This window comes from Litchfieldia alkalitelluris (assembly GCF_002153425.1).
Lineage (GTDB): Bacteria > Bacillota > Bacilli > Bacillales > Salisediminibacteriaceae > Evansella > Evansella alkalicola.
Genome location: NZ_KZ119600.1, coordinates 2,316,391 through 2,331,435, shown reverse-complemented (window position 1 = coordinate 2,331,435; position 15,045 = coordinate 2,316,391). Strand labels below are relative to the sequence as shown.

11 protein-coding genes and 1 pseudogene are annotated in these 15,045 nt (G+C 35.3%); 3 read left to right on the top strand and 9 right to left on the bottom strand.

Annotated elements, in window-relative coordinates:
- The 4 genes and pseudogenes from BW724_RS11135 to BW724_RS11120 form a co-directional block, all read right to left on the bottom strand.
- Positions 1-514: pseudogene (locus BW724_RS11135) on the bottom strand (IS21 family transposase); the annotation flags it as partial.
- 114 nt (positions 515-628) lie between these two features.
- Positions 629-1,753: a TIGR04053 family radical SAM/SPASM domain-containing protein gene (locus tag BW724_RS11130; RefSeq protein WP_088075294.1), complete on the bottom strand. Its 1,125-nt coding sequence runs from the start codon at positions 1,751-1,753 to the stop codon at positions 629-631.
- A gap of 124 nt (positions 1,754-1,877) precedes the next feature.
- Entirely contained in the window at positions 1,878-2,117 is a 240-nt protein-coding gene (locus BW724_RS11125) for a DUF2249 domain-containing protein (RefSeq protein WP_088075293.1), read from the bottom strand.
- 272 nt (positions 2,118-2,389) lie between these two features.
- Positions 2,390-2,596, bottom strand: a complete 207-nt coding sequence (locus BW724_RS11120; RefSeq protein WP_088075292.1) for a DUF2187 family protein — start codon at positions 2,594-2,596, stop codon at positions 2,390-2,392.
- 190 nt (positions 2,597-2,786) lie between these two features.
- Between BW724_RS11120 and BW724_RS11115 the strand changes: the two genes are divergently transcribed.
- Together BW724_RS11115 and BW724_RS23615 are read left to right on the top strand one after the other, a co-directional pair.
- Entirely contained in the window at positions 2,787-3,722 is a 936-nt protein-coding gene (locus BW724_RS11115) for a 3'-5' exonuclease (protein WP_088075291.1), read from the top strand.
- A gap of 208 nt (positions 3,723-3,930) precedes the next feature.
- Positions 3,931-4,104, top strand: coding sequence for a hypothetical protein (locus tag BW724_RS23615; RefSeq protein ID WP_176371383.1), 174 nt, complete (start codon positions 3,931-3,933; stop codon positions 4,102-4,104).
- A 97-nt stretch (positions 4,105-4,201) separates the two neighbouring features.
- Here BW724_RS23615 and BW724_RS11110 read toward each other — a convergent pair whose 3' ends face one another.
- Positions 4,202-7,798 carry a dynamin family protein gene (locus tag BW724_RS11110; RefSeq protein WP_176371382.1) on the bottom strand — a complete coding sequence of 1,199 codons (3,597 nt, stop codon included), beginning with the start codon at positions 7,796-7,798 and terminating at the stop codon, positions 4,202-4,204.
- A gap of 394 nt (positions 7,799-8,192) precedes the next feature.
- On the opposite strand from BW724_RS11110, the gene BW724_RS11105 reads away from it, so the two are divergent.
- Positions 8,193-8,750 (top strand): GNAT family N-acetyltransferase, encoded by a 558-nt coding sequence (locus BW724_RS11105; RefSeq protein WP_088075289.1) that lies wholly within the window; start codon positions 8,193-8,195, stop codon positions 8,748-8,750.
- A 125-nt stretch (positions 8,751-8,875) separates the two neighbouring features.
- Here the strand turns inward: BW724_RS11105 and BW724_RS11100 are convergent, their stop codons facing one another.
- The 4 genes from BW724_RS11100 to BW724_RS11085 form a co-directional block, all read right to left on the bottom strand.
- Entirely contained in the window at positions 8,876-11,056 is a 2,181-nt protein-coding gene (locus tag BW724_RS11100) for a DNA topoisomerase III (RefSeq protein WP_088075288.1), read from the bottom strand.
- Positions 11,057-11,426: 370 nt separating this feature from the next.
- Entirely contained in the window at positions 11,427-11,885 is a 459-nt protein-coding gene (locus BW724_RS11095) for a (2Fe-2S)-binding protein (RefSeq protein WP_088075287.1), read from the bottom strand.
- Position 11,886: 1 nt separating this feature from the next.
- On the bottom strand, positions 11,887-12,726 hold the full coding sequence (locus BW724_RS11090) for an FAD binding domain-containing protein (RefSeq protein WP_088075286.1): 840 nt from the start codon (positions 12,724-12,726) through the stop codon (positions 11,887-11,889).
- The gene (locus BW724_RS11085) at positions 12,723-15,041 is read right to left on the bottom strand and encodes a xanthine dehydrogenase family protein molybdopterin-binding subunit (RefSeq protein WP_088075285.1); all 2,319 of its coding nucleotides are present in this window, start codon (positions 15,039-15,041) and stop codon (positions 12,723-12,725) included. The genes BW724_RS11090 and BW724_RS11085 overlap by 4 nt, the downstream gene beginning before the upstream one ends.
- Positions 15,042-15,045: the final 4 nt, after the last annotated feature.

Below are 15,045 nucleotides of genomic sequence, written 5' to 3'. Positions count from 1 at the left end.
TGTTTTCCGAAGGAAATACCTGAAAGTAGAATGTATTACTGTTCTGGAATGACATTACTAAGTATGGAAGGTCAATTACTTCCCCTAAATATTTGAAAGGGGCTTCTCCAAAATCCACCTGTGCTGTACCTGGTATTGCTTCCAGCGGAAGGGCAGCTCCTTCAATATACTCCTTTATTTCCTTCTTACGATGAGATACATAAGCTCTTACTGAGCGGGCTGACCCTTTGAAACTATGAAACTTTACTAATTGCTCATACATCTTTTTGGCCGTTCTATGATTCTTCTTTTTCTTTTTAAGATCCTCTTTAATCCACTTATCTAGAATTGGTTTTACTGGATCCATAACTCTAGAAATTCGTTTTTGTGGTTCCTTTACGTTAAATTCTTCTTGATTCGCATATTTCGTTACAGTCCTTGGATCTATCTCCATTCTCCTTGCTACATTGGCATATGTTTCACCTTTTTGATTCACTTCATATCTGATATAATCTATTTGTGCCACTTTCAACATCTCCTAATATCCTCCTGTCAAACGTTGTTGGTCCAACGAGGAGTTTAAAGTTATTTGGAGAAGATTGCAAGTGGCCTTTTTTAATTTATGCCGGCCCCTCGGGGCCGGCATAAATTAATTGCCATACCCTACATTATTAGTTTGCCATAAACAAACACAGTAAGGCTCACTTTCTAGGTAGTCCCCAGTAATTGCAAATGCTCTTGATCTTGATCCACCACAAACTTGTCTGAATTCGCACACACCACACTTACCTTTATATAAATCAGGATCTCTTAATGATTTTAATATTGGTGATTCTCGATATATATGAGGGAGTGGGGTTTCACGAACATTCCCTACCTTAATTGGTAATAGTCCACTAGGGTATACATCACCGATGTGTGAAATAAAAACGAAACCGTTACCGTCATTTACCCCTTTTGGTGCTCTGCCTAATCCATCAATTTGTCCAGTTTGTCCATTCACAAGCGCATCTTGATAGTGTATAGAAGACCCTTCATGACTATTGGCCTTTTCTCTCATCTTATTTTGGATAACTACTCTTCGATAATGCTGTGCTGCGGTTGTTTTTATATCAAAGTTAACCTTTTTAGAAAGCTCATACAACCATTTAAAAACTTTTTCGTGTTCCGCTGGTGTAATCATATCTTTTTCCTGTCCTCGCCCAGTAGGAACTAGGAAGAAGACACTCCATAAAACACAGTCTAACTCTTCTACAAGTGCTGCCATCTCATCTAAATAATCATAGTTGTATTTCGATATTACAGTATTAATTTGAATTGGCATATTCAGCTCATGTAAATAGGATATTGCGTTCATGGTTAAATCAAAGGAACCAGTCGTTCCCCTAAAATGGTCATGGATTTTTGCATTAGGACCATCCAAACTAAAGGCCCACCTTGAGAGACCAATTTCCTTTGCAGTTTCCATCGCTTCCTTTGTCACATTTGGGGTTGCTGATGGTGTCATAGATACACGTACCCCTTTATTTATCGCATATTTAGCAATTTCAAACACATCTTTACGCATTAGTGGGTCCCCGCCTGTGAATACAAGCATGGGATTATTCATGGAGTGAATATCATCAATTAGCTTTTTTCCCTCCTCAAATGACAGCTCTAATGGATGACGCTTATACTGCGCTTCAGCTCGACAGTGCAAACATTTTAACTCACACGCACGAGTTAATTCCCATATCACAATAAATGGATTTTCATTATAGTCTCGAGGAAACAATACCCTCGCCCCCTTTATTTCATTCTCTTCCTAACATCATAAGCAAAAATAATTGAGAGCGCTGTGTAATAACTCACATAGGACTTAATATAAAAAGAGAGGCTTTTTATAGCCCCTCAAAGATTTACTTTTTCCCAATCGCTACTTTCCATTGATCAGGACCTTCTACTAAGTATTTCCACTCAAACTGTCCTTCCCTCTCCATCATAAACTGATAATGTAAAGGCCTTGGATCATGATCATTAGTTAATTCTAAAACTTCGCCTGATTTTAATGTATCAAATGTTTCCAATATTTGTGGATGTCTAAAGCGTGGTTCAATATCAGGAGCATAGATTTTTGCAACAGTATTATTAGTGCTCATATCCTATCCCTCTTTCAATTATTTATTATTTTTCTCTTCATAGTTATGGTAACCCATCACATGAGTTTACGTTGTGAGATAGAACACTGAAACTAAAAAAGAGGTCGGGATAACTAAAGTATTTAACTGGAAATCCAAACATTACTCACATGTAGTGTCAGTAATAAACTTAGACTCCTACAGGAAAACCGAAATGTTCGAGTTTCTCAAATGTTAAAAGACTTTGTCCCAGCCTCTCCAAAAATCAATATAATATTTGTTTTTGTATGTATTTATTTTTTATTTTTTGTATATTCCTTATGACTTAGAACTGTTCTCGCAAGGGTCCCATTCTTTTGCATTTTGTTTAACTCAACTGCTACCGAATTATTGTACACAGCGATTACCTTTGCTTCCTCCCCTTTATTTTCACCTGCATTAACTTTTACAACCTCTCCAACCTCAACAGGTGGTGGAGGTGTTTGTTGTTCTTCTGGCATATTTAACCCTCCTTCATAAAAATAGTATTACCCGATTTTATCAAAAGTCAGTACATTAAATCTTACCAATTTACCATGTTATAGTTGGTACTGACTCATTTTACTATTATATATTATAGATGGATTAATTTTCTCCTTTCAAACATTGTGTTTATCAGTTAAAATAAACAGTTAGTGAAAGGAGGAAATTATGGCTCAAATTAAACAGTATATTTTCTTTGATTTTGAAATGTTATGCTCTAATCGCGGTATGGTTTTCGACGATATGGAAGCTATTCGGCTTGGGGCTGCTAAGTATAATATAGAGACTGGAGAAATAAGTTTATTTGACCAGTTTATTAAACCAAATAGTTCTAAACCACTCAGTAAATTCTGCAAGAAATTAACTGGCATTGAAGACAAGGATTTAGTACATGCTAACAGGTTTGATGAAGTTTTTCCTGCTTTTCTTACTTGGATTGGTGGTGTGAAAAAGTCGCGATTCTTTTCTTGGTCCACAAGTGACCTCACGAGGTTAAAAATAGATGCTAATCGTCACCAAATTCCAAATGCAACAATACAAAAAATAGAAACAAGATATATTGATTTTCAATCAATTTTTACAAAAAGAGTGTCTAAAAATAATCCTTCAGTAGAGAATGCCCTCCAATTTTACGGCCTAACATTTGAAGGTGAAAAACATAACCCAATGTACGATGCTTATAATACACTACGTATATATTTAAATTTTTTAAACAGACCATTAGAGACAGATGTAATCATGCTCAAACAGTTTATATTTATGGATGTTCCTGAAACAAAAGAGGAAATAAATAAGCAGTTATCTAAGCATATTCAACAAGACGTCATAACATATCTTACAGAACTTCATGACATTTATAAAATGAAGGATGCCACCAAATTAATGAAACGTACTGGTCAAATGGTGAAAAAGTATGGAAATATCTTAATAAACCGTTCAGGTATGTTTACAAAAGAGAACATTAGGTCTGTTGAAATTATCGTCTCATTTTACCATGAATTATTGGTGACATATAACGAACATGTTTCTTATGAGTCAAAGATCATGATACTTCACGAAAACATCGTTTCACCATTTCAAGAAATTTATTTGAAGGAAGCTTAGAAAGCGGTCCTTCATACATAAAGTTAAATTCGTTTCTTATCTTCAACACATAATAATGACACATAAATATATAATTCCCACCAACTGTTTTAGTATTCCTGCACTGAGTGGAAATGATGTCCTAACATATTTACTCCCATTTTAACTGACTATAAGTAATGTTTGAAAGGTATTTTTCAAACAAATTAGTTACGGGGGGTTCTTTTTTATGGACATGTTCAAAAGAAAGCGAAATAACAAAAATGGGTTAATGATGTCTTTAGTAGGTGTTGGCATTGGTGCTGCAGCAGTTGGTATGATGAGAGGCAAACGTAATGGTGGAAATCAAATGATGCAACCAATCCAAAAAGCAATTGACAAAATGCAAGACCAATATAGTTAATTTAAACGTTCCTCCTAACACTCTTTTGGTTTAATTGTAAAAGAAAGCCGGTTCATTGAAACACATTCTGTTTCATAATGAACCGGCTTTCCTATTATTAACTATTTTCTTTCTCAAGCAATGCTGATAATTGCTCCTTTTCTCTATACAAATTATCCTTCGCCTCTGGATCAAATAATTTATTAAATCGTTCCAATTCTTGATCACAAGCTTTTTGTAGCCTGTTTTTTAACTCGCTTTCTAGCTGGTGAGCCATTTTTGTGAATGCATTTGATAGTTCATGCGTAATATATTTGAGAATATCCTTTGTAAACGTGAAACCATCAGAGACTAATTGCTCTCTTAATTCCTTTGATTTATTATTTTCAAAAAAATCTTTTTTTGATTTTAAAAAACCTGTATAGTTTTTACTTTCTACCTGTAATAAAAGTGACGGGAATCGATATTTTAATGCTGACAATGCAATCTCCGAATCGAAACTAAAGTATGGTAGGTTAGACTTGATTTGATTTGATGCTTCCTGTAGCCATCTAACTGCCCGTTCTTTCATTTTTTCTTCTACGCGAATGATTGTTGCTTCCAATTCATGCTTGAAAAATGTCTCCCCTTGATTTACCCATTCCCTTATTGCAGAATTCAACTGGAAGTGGAGTTCTTTTTTACTATTTCCAGTTAAAACAGATACATTTATTGCCGAAGAATAATAATCATATAAGACATATTTCATTCTGTCTTGTAGATACAAAGAAAGCTGTTCCAACTCTAAAACGGCATCCCTTGTTACATGTTCAAATGAAAGTCCATCTATCAATTCTTTTTGGTTACTCACATTTGCGCTATATTGTTCATACTTTTCTTTTTGTAACTTCAAGTCTTTTTCAATAAAATGGATACTGTCATTAAGCTTTTCTCCATACGATAGAAACTCATCTTTAATGATTCCTAAACTTAATACTTTAAGTTCAGAAATAGTGTGTTGATGGAAGAAATTTTCAAACGCTGAAAAAGTTGATGAGTTTTTACCACTCCTTTTCTTTTCTAAAAGCCCTTCTTTACTCGAAAGATGGAATAGCCTAGGTTCCTTTATCCCACAGCTTTGTAATTGAGAAAATACATGATTTTTTACACCATTTAGTTCTCCTGTACTGCTTGCTAAGTCCGCTGCATTTAAAACAAAGTATAGCTTATTATGCTCAAAGCTTTCATTAACTTGACCAATTTGCTGAAGGAAATATTGATCACTCTTAGAGAAAGCGTGATTATAATAAGTTAAGTAAAAAATGGCGTCTGACTTTTGCATTTGTTTAAATGCTACATTCGTATGACGACCGTGCACAGAATTTACACCTGGAGTATCTACAAGAACAATACCTTTTTCCGTCAGATCACAATCATAATAAATGTGTACTTTTTCGATAAGACAAGCATTGTCTTCATTTGCAACAAAATCATCAAGTAGATCTAAGGGTATTATTTTGTCAGAACCAATGTCGTTGGAATCTATTCCGCTTTTCTTAATCGTTAATAAGTACTCTACATTTGTTTTTTGCCACCCAGTGATATAACTTTTCTTATCTGGTACCCACTTTTTTAATTTATCTAGGTTGATGTCCTGGCCTAAATGCTGACTAACACTCTTTATTTCTTGATCCAATGCTTCTTTTGTTTTAAACGAAATAACGGCGGTAGCATGTTTATATTGTTCCGTTGATCTCTGTATTGTAGTGACTGTTGCAGTGGTAGGATTCGGTGATACAGGTAATACACTATCGCCTAACAAAGCATTAGCAAAACTTGATTTCCCTGCACTGAAGGCACCAAACAAAGAAATAATGAATGTCTTATTTTCATAGCGATTTATCCGATCAATTAATCTTTCCCTTTCAGTCGATAAAATGGTTTCCCCTTTAAAGTTTTGTAATATTCTTTTTAGATCCTTCAACCAGTCATCTGCAATACTTATTTTTTCTTGACTTTCTTCTTTTATTATTGGTAGATCCGTCACGGGTTCGATTAGACTTTCAGAAGAGTCAGTGATATTGCGGAAGCTTTGCCCTTTGCTTTGTGGGAAACTCCCTTTACTAATATCACTCAAATGTTGAAAATAAAGGTCATTTGCTGGGAACTCTGCTAATCTTGTCTCCACTTCTTTTCGTAGTTTATCAAATTTTATTTCATTTTCCCTTAACTGTTCTTCAAACTTTTCTAACTTACCTAATTCGTTAATTTTTGCTAGAACATTGTCTTTTTCTTCATGATGAAATTTTTCTGCCCCTACTATGTAAGTTTCTAACATATGCAGTGAACGTTCCTTAATTAGTTTTACGATTGATTCTGTTATTTCTTTCGTAAATGTATAGACGTACTCCCTACTTGCGTGTTCTGCATTTACGAGTTGAAGCATCATTTCAGCAACAACTTTCTCATCAAATATAGCTAGTTCTTCAATCGCTTTGTCAAAATCAGAAGTAAAATCTAATACGGTACGGTCTAAATTTTTAAGGAAATCTGTTACGTGAAAAATAAGTTGTGTCTTAACTTTATCCTTTAAATCCTCAAGTACCAGTTGAAGGCGCCTATTTCGCTCCTCTTCCGTTTTCTTTTTTGAAAAAAGTAAGCCAACTTTAAACCCAGGCTGTAAACTTTCAATCCAACTACGAGTTAAATCAGTTGTGGAATATGGAAACAATGTCACATTTTTAAATAATCGACTAAGCTGTTCATGATACATTTTTCTATAATTCTCTTTATAATTTGAAACTTCATCTAATCGATCTAGTAAGTGTTCCTTTTCCTTTAACTGTTCTAAGGAAAAACCTTGCTCCTTCATTTCCTCAATTATGTCTGTCGCATTTTCCTGTTTTTGTTCCCTTAGTCTTAGTGCAACGGATTGATAAAACCCTTGCTCTAAGCGGGAAGCCGCATGATCTAATAATTTGTGACTATTATATAAAAGCCCTTTAAGCTCATTTTCCATAGTTCCAAATTCATTAAGGTGATGATTCGGCTTTTTCATTGAAGTAAAAAACATTTTAATATAATGTATATTCCATTTTCCTAAGATTGTTTCCACTGAACTTTTAAAATCAATAAAGGGAATTTCATCATCATTATGTTTATCAATTTGGTTTATGACAATATATATAGGTTTATTTTCATCGCTCAATTGTTTTAGGAAATATAAATTTGTTTCTGATTGAACATGGTTATAGTCCATTACGTAAACAATAACGTCAGTTGTATATAATTGTTCAACGGTTACTTTTTCATGAGATGCATCAGTAGAATCAACACCTGGTGTATCTAGAATGGAACTATTTTCTCCAAGAAACGGTAGGTCGGCAGTAATTGTCAACCCCTGTATTTCCTGACCGTCCATTCCCCATTTACGAACTTCATTCCAGGGAATCTCTCCGTCCCATTTTTTATCATTCTTTTGAGTCTTTATTGTTAATCCTAATTCACCATTTTTTAATTCAATAATATTTGCACTCGTTGGAATTGGACTCGTCGGCAATACCTCCGCACCAAGTAGTTTATTTAGCATTGTTGATTTACCTGCTGAAAAGTGACCACAAAAAGCCATTTCAAATACATTTTTTTGATGTTTTTGCTCAAGTCTTTTCAAACGAAATTTTTCTTCGGCTGTTAATGGAATCGTAGAACTCTGTTCTTGTATCGTTTTATGTATCAACCCTAGGTCCCCCCCTTCCATATACTATATCGAACTTTCAAAAAAATTTATAGAACTTTGCAATATAAATATGTTGTTAAATAGTTTTTCACCTTTCTACGAATAGGTATATTTAGTATATATAAGTATTACTAAGTTATTTCAAGTAAATAACTGTTTATCTTTAAATAATTATGTGTTATGATAATTTTCGTCTGATTACGAAGTATTTTGCAGTTATTTAAATATAATATAACTTAACAATCAGTTACTGGTTGTTTTGGGAAGGCAAATGGTGCGCCACCAGTATGAACTGGTCCTAGTGGGTTCGATTCCCACCCCGGAATTTTTGTGCAATCGAAAAATTTCGAGGGTGGTCCACACAATAGGTCTGTCCTCATATGGGGGAATATATATGATTAAGAAACGTGATTTACAAGAATGTCAGGTACTTTATGAATTAATGGTGCACCCAGATGTGTTTCCTTTTGTTCGCCAAAAAGCTTATTCATATGATGAATTTATCTTCTTAACGAAACAAACACTTGAAGCTGAAGAACAGGGAAAGCTAATCTCTAGAACTATTTTAGATGAGTGGGGTCTTCCAATTGGTACAATAAATTTATTTGATATTCATGAGAACACTGGTTTTATAGGAACTTGGATAGGGAAGCCTTACCACGGAAAAGGTTACAATAAAATTGCAAAAGAGTTATTTCTACATGAATTATTTTTTGAACTTGGCATTGAACAAGTTTATATGCGTATTAGAAAAGAAAATACACGTTCAATAAAAGCCGCATTAAAGATGCCATATGTTAATGTTGTCCTAAATAAAACTGAACTTCTTAGCCGATTGAATAGTGATGTAGATTCATTTGAAGTTTTTGAAATTTCTAAAGCTCTTTATACTATGCACACACTAAGAATAGAACCAGTTTCAAACTTGGACGATCAACTCAAAGAAGCTTAATTTAACGTAGTTTCTTTCTACAAAACATATTTTCACGGTAGCCAATGTAAAAAAGCTGAGCAAATTAAAATTGCTTCAGCTTTTTTTGAATAAAACATCTCATTTGCATTGGTTATAGGTGTGCATCAATTAAACTTGAATTCGACTTGATTTGTATCTTTATTCCAAATCAAGTAAGCATCAAAAACCTTTTCTCCCTTTTTGAAACCTTTAATAATATCTGTTTTTTCGCCTTTTAATAGTTTTTTTATGTTTGATTGAGAGATTGTTTTTCCTAATATTTTCTTTGATAATGTAAAGTTACATTTTGTTTTTGTGTATTGGGAGCACCCATAAAATGATCCTTTGTCTATTAGTTTCCCATCGCACTTCTTACAAGAGCCTAAAGGTGATTTCCTTGATGAATTGCCCCATTTTTTACTCGAAGTTGCATTATCTATAATATTCTCTATATCAAAACCATTGAAGTCCCAACTCGCAGAACCATGAATAGCTTCTTCAATTAATTTCTCACTCAATTTTTTAGCTTGTTCCATAAAGACCTTTGCAGAAGCTTTTCCGTCACCAATTTCAGTTAAACGTTGTTCCCATTTTGCAGTCATTTCAGGAGATGCTAATATACTCTCTCCAACAACATTAATGAGAAGTCTTCCTTTATCTGTAGCATATACTTGGTTCTTATTTACCTGAATATATCCACGATCTTTAAGAACGCCAATAATTCCAGCTCTCGTGGCCTCTGTCCCCAATCCCTCCGTGCTATTTAACACTTTAATGAGTTGTTCATCATAGATATGCTTTCCAGCAGTTTTCATCAAAGTAATCAAATCACCTTCCGTATATCTCTTAGGGGGCTGCGTTTTGCTTTCTTTGACAGTAACATTGTCTACAAAACCTTGTTCTCCTTCTTGAAGAGTTGGTAATTCCTGCTCACCTTCGTTGATTTTCTTAGGTTTACTTTTCTCAGAGAATACTCTTCTCCAGCCATCATCTACTGTAACTTTCCCTTTTGAAACAAACGTTGCACGATGATCTACAATGGTTTGAACTGTCGTAACATCAACTACTGCTTTATTGTAATGAGCAGCAATTAGTCTTTTTACTATCAGACTATAAATCTTAGCTTCTTCTTCTTGAAGTTTAGAAGGATTCGTTACTTGCTCTGTTGGAATAATTGCATAGTGGTCCTTTACTTTTTTCTCATTGACATATCGTTTATTAGTATATATTGAGTCGATAGGCAATGGGAAAAACTCCTTAAAAGTACTGATATTACTTAGTTTTTTCAATGTATCTGGAAACTGAGCTGCTTCCCCTTTAGTAACAAAATTGGAATCAGATCTAGGGTATGAAATAATACCTTTTAAATAAAGCTTTTGTGCAATATCTAGTGTCTTTTTTGGTGAATATCGATATAATTTATTCGCAGTTGCTTGTAATGAGGATAAATTGAATAAAAAAGGTGGCTGATATTCTTTACGATCCTTTTTCACTTCCATGATTTCAGATTGCTTCTGTTTACAAAATTGCATGATTTTTTCAGCAAGATTCTTGTCTTTAATTCTTGTTTCACCATCTTTGTGCCATTTACCTGTGAATTTTTTCCCTTCAAAATCAAACTTAGCATTTACTTCCCAAAAAGGTTCAGACTTAAAGTTGCTAATTTCCTCCTCTCGTTTAACAATTAATGCTAAGGTTGGAGTTTGTACTCTTCCAGTGGAAAAAACATCAGAGATTCCCTTTTTCTGTAGTAGCAATGTATAAGCTCTAGACGCATTTATTCCAACAAGCCAATCAGCGCAGGCACGACTAATTGCCTCGTAATATATGTTTCTTGTATCCTCTTCCTTCAATAAATTTTTAAATCCATGTTCTACAGCCTTTTTCGTTAAGGAAGAAATCCATAAGCGCTTCATCGGTTTATTATTTTTACATAATAACAAAATAATTCTAACAATCGCTTCCCCTTCTCGCTCCGCATCCCCAGCGATGATAATTTCATCTACATCTTGGCGGTGGACATACTCTTTTACTTTATTAAACTGCTTCCATCTTGTTTTAACAACTCGATGCTGAAAGCGTTTTGGAATAATTGGTAATGTATCCATAGTCCATTTTTTCCACTTAGAATCATATTCTTCTGGTGGTATAAGCTCACACAAATGACCAACTGCCCAAGTTACATAAGCACCACTCGGAAAAATTTCATTTGGTTCAATTTGAATGATGCCGTTTGTTTTTTTATGGGGGAAGGGGGCAGCGAGCTTTGCACCTTGATCTGGCTTTTCCGCTACGATAAGTTTCATCACATTCACCTGAATTCTATTATTCTTATAATGGTTCCTTTACAGAAATGACACTTTTAAGTTATTTTATTATATCAAATTGATAAAAAAGCCTCACATAAATAGTGTTACTAGAAAGGTAACCTATGTATTGTTTTTCCATTTGTGCATTTATAACTGTTGGAATTAAATAAATTTTGAGAAGGTTAAGAGAAAAGTCTAGGAAAATCGTGGGCATAGCATTGTAGAAGAAAATCTGGGTTTATTTTATTATATCCATTTTAATCGAACGAATGTTTGAACTTTATGTGAAAGTATAAAGACAAGCACAAGTACCTTAACCTTAACAAAAAAATAGTGTCCCATCATATCAATGGAACACCTCATATTCCTATTTATCTCTTAAAACAGATTTAATCGCCTTCTCAATTTCTTCATATCCAGTACAACGGCATATGTTTGATTTTAACCATTCCTCAATTATTTCATCTGGTGCATTAGGGTTAGTGTCAATTAAAGACTGACAGTTCATGATAAACCCTGGAGTGCAGTAACCACATTGAAAAGCAAAATGCTCTATAAAAGACCTCTGTATTGGAGTCCCGTTTAATCCCTCAACTGTCTGTATCTTCTTACCAGGAGCTTCGACACCTAGCATTAAGCAAGATTTCATTGGCTTCCCATCTATCATAACAGTACAAGCTCCACAGTCACCGTTTAAACAACCTGGTTTTGCCCCTGTTAATCCAAGTTTACCTCGGAGTATACCTAAGAGCGTTTCCGATGGTCGAACGGTAACAGGTCGTTTTTCTCCATTAATATTTAAAGTAATATTTGTTGTCCCTGTCAACTTAAGCACGCTCCCCTTCTAATGTGCTTACAATATCCAGCATCGTATTTCTCAATATAAATAATCGATATTTATCTGAACCTTCCGTATCATTTAAAACATTTCCATCTACATCTCCTAAGGCTTTTTCTATTCTATCTCTCTGTGAAAAATCTTGACTATTTATATAGTATTCCATTTTCTGTGAACGAAAGGGGTAGGGACATAAACCACTAATAGCAACGCGGATCTCTTCCCCCAGTTTAAGCCCCGCTACTGTTACTAGTGGATAACCAGTAGTCCATTGACGTCTTCGTTTAATATTGATAGAAGGTGCTTCTATCTTATCTGGCTCCGTAATGAGCTGGACAAGGAATTCTCCCCGCTCTAATTGTAATGTTTGATTGAACACTTGATTGATATATTCTGTTCTATAACCATTTGGGCCTGCAATAATCACTTGACTGTCAGCAAGGAGAAACGGTAATACTGCCTCCCTGTAAAAAAGATTTGCACATATATTTCCACCAAGTGTAATTTTTGTTCTAGCAGTATGATCTGCAACTTCCTTTGAAGTAGCGGTTAATAGTGGGAAAAGGTTTTTCTCCTCTATATCAACTAGGGTACAACAAGAACCTAAATATAAATTTCCTTCATGATAATCCATTACTTGACATTCTGGTATTCCTTTTATGTCAATGACAGCATTCGTATACAGAACATTAATTCTACCAAGGGTGATAATCTCTGTTCCTCCAGAGAAATAAACTGGATTCTTTCCAGCTTGATCTAATTCTATAAATAATTGTACTGCTTCACTAATACTTTCAGGTCGATAGTATTCAAAATCAAAAGGAATCATTCCCGTCCCTCCTTTTCAGCCCAAATACTCTCAGGGATCAAAGGTAAATGGAACAATTCCACACCTGCAGCAACTGATAAACTATTTCCTAGTGCAGCAGGCATACCTAACAAGCCTTGTTCACCAGCTCCCCTCGCGCCAAAAGGTGCATCTATATGTGGTGTTTCCACGAACTCAACTATATATTCTGGTTGCTCACCAAATTGAACGGGCCTATAGGTACGAAGTTGTGGGTTCAATACTCTTCCTTGTTGATCAAAAATAAAAGATTCTCTTCCTCCAAAACCAAGACCCATACACATTGCACCAGTAACTTGACCCAATGCTCCTTTATAGTTTAATACTTTCCCAATATCCAAGACGGAGATTGCCTTTAAAATTCGATAAGTATAATCGCGACGATCAAATTCCACCTCTACAACTTGTGCCCCAACTGCCCATTCTGGTCCTGGATTCCCCTTCCCTGTTTCAGGGTCAAGGTGGGTCACATTTCTTAATATATAATTACCCCTACCTATAATTTGGCCACCAATAGCATTTCCTTCAGGATACGTATATCCATAAACGACTTCTTTAAAGTCTAGACCCCTATTAGGTTCCTCTCTAAGAAAAATGCGGCGATTACCAACTTCTAAATCATCAGGCCTAACCTTTAAAACACGAGATGCAATATCTTTGATCTGATTAATGGCATCTTCTGCTGCAGCTAATGCTGCCCTACCAGCCATAAGTGTTCCTCTACTTGCAACTGTTTTCCAATGCTCTGGCGTAGCCTGCGTATCTACATTCATTCTCACGTAAACATCGTTTGTGTCCATACGAAAATATTCAGCAACCATCTGTGCTAGCACTGTTTTTGTACCAGTTCCTATTTCAACAACACCACTTATTAGATTCAATGTTCCATCTTCATTAAAAGTAATCACAACACCCGAACTTGATTCAGGTGGTATTGTTGAATTTTTCCACACACAAGCTATCCCTTTTGCACGAACGTATCTCTTATCAACTTCTATGATTTGACCTTCATTCCATCGGCTTAGTTCTTTGACCTTTTCAATACATTGAGGAACGTCCCCTACTGTACTCCGATTTAGAACAACTTGCGTTGGTGATGTGTCTCCAGGTAATATGGCGTTTTTTCGCCTTAATTCAAGTGGATCCATACGTAGTTTTCTAGCCAATATGTCCATCGCACGTTCGAAAACAAAATGAACTTCTGCATGACTAAAGCCTCTGTAAGGTGCAGGGTATGGGTGATTTGTATACACGGCATAAGAGTCACACCATATATGATCAATACGGTATGGACCAGTACAATCCACTGCGCATGCACGACTTAAATGAATGGCTTTATCAGAATAAGCACCACTGTCCACAAGATATGTAAGCTCAGCAGCTTTTAAAATGCCTTCTTTCGTACAGCCAATCTTTACAGTAGCATCGAGACCCATATGGCAAGGTGAACTAATAAGGTCCTCTTCTCGTTCATTCATCATTTTAACTACTCTTCCACCAACAGCTTTTGAAGCTAGGTATGCTAGAATTTCTAATTGTACGGAAGCTTTTCCCCCATATCCTCCTCCAACTAAAGGTGTATCAACTATAATTTTTCCTACTTCAATATTAAAATAGGCAGAAAGCAATTCTTTAACCATAAAAGGTGCTTGTGAAGATGTTTTAATGTGAATATCTCCATTAGGTTTTATTTCAGCAATGGCACTCCTCGTTTCCATTGCAATATGGTCAGATGGTGGAAAGGAGAAGTTATTTTCTACTGTAACTTCACTCTGATCCCATCCTTTTTTTATATTGCCTTTACGTATTTTCGTATGATTGGCTATATTTGATTCTGGAATTGGGTTAACACCTTCGTCCTTTTCATATAATGCTACATTTTCATGAACAAGGGGTGCACTTTTTTTAACCGCTTCCCTAGGGGAATTTACTACTGGCAATGGTACGTAATCCACGTGAATGAGAGTTGCTGCTTTTTTAGCGATAGAAGGTGAATCTGCAACAACGATTGCCGTGACTTCTCCATGATAGCGGATTTTGTCTACTGCAATAGGTGGACGATCCCTGATTTCCTCACCTGTTAATGGAAATCGTTCTCCTGCTACAATAGCCCTCACACCAGGTACCTTCTCCGCCTCTGAAACATCAATGTTATTAATCCTTGCATGCCCATGTTTACTAATTACGGTTTTTCCAAATAGCATACCAACAGATGAGTAATCTGCAGTATATTTAGCCCTACCTGTAACCTTATCTTCTGCCTCTTTTCGGATTACGCTTTTTCCAATATTCGTCATCTAA